The organism is Pseudomonas sp. FFUP_PS_473 (genome assembly GCF_002858665.1).
In the GTDB taxonomy this organism is placed as follows: domain Bacteria; phylum Pseudomonadota; class Gammaproteobacteria; order Pseudomonadales; family Pseudomonadaceae; genus Aquipseudomonas; species Aquipseudomonas defluvii.
In genome coordinates this window covers 1-508 of sequence record NZ_PJQQ01000108.1, presented here as the reverse complement: position 1 = coordinate 508, position 508 = coordinate 1, and the positions used below count along the sequence as shown (strand labels likewise).

At 51.6% G+C, this 508-nt stretch carries 1 protein-coding gene and 1 pseudogene; both read right to left on the bottom strand.

Annotation, left to right across the window (positions count from 1 at the left end; all coding sequences use genetic code 11):
* Nucleotides 1-79: 79 nt before the first annotated feature.
* Nucleotides 80-244 (bottom strand): annotated as a pseudogene (locus CYD26_RS24780) (DUF2790 domain-containing protein); the annotation flags it as partial.
* A 38-nt stretch (nt 245-282) separates the two neighbouring features.
* A partial coding sequence (locus CYD26_RS25345) for a hypothetical protein (protein WP_218197074.1) occupies nt 283-508 on the bottom strand: 226 nt, incomplete at its 5' end.

Sequence of the window (508 nt, the reverse complement as noted above, 5' to 3'; positions counted from 1 at the left end):
GAGTGAGGTCGGCCAACTGCTGCCGCATCAGTGGGCGCCTGCCTGAGTCGCGCAAGGTGAGTTCGGCGTACGCTTACTAGTCTTCTAGTTGAGGCATGGGCTTTTTTACGCGTTGAGCATAATCCGCTGTAGCCTCTCTAGCAGTACGCTCGATGCGTTTATTGATCTCCATACCGCTTTGGGCATTGGCTGTTAGTGATGTAAAGAGCAAAAACACGGCGATCGCTGATACAGTAGTGTTCATAAGAAGTCCCTTAATAAAAAAGCGCCCGTAGGGGGGCGCTAAAATTCACCTACCAAAGGAGCGTATGGTTTACAGGTGAATGCACTGGCGCGAACAACTGCTCGGTGCTCTTGCCAAGCTGCTTTGAAATGAGACAATTTCCAAAGCAGCGATGCCTCTTCCGCTGCCCTTAAACTAGCAAAGGAGGCTAAGAGGGTGTAGACAAAATCAAGTAGTAAGCCGACGGGCCAGCATGCGAGCTTCAGCCAACCATACCCATGCCGC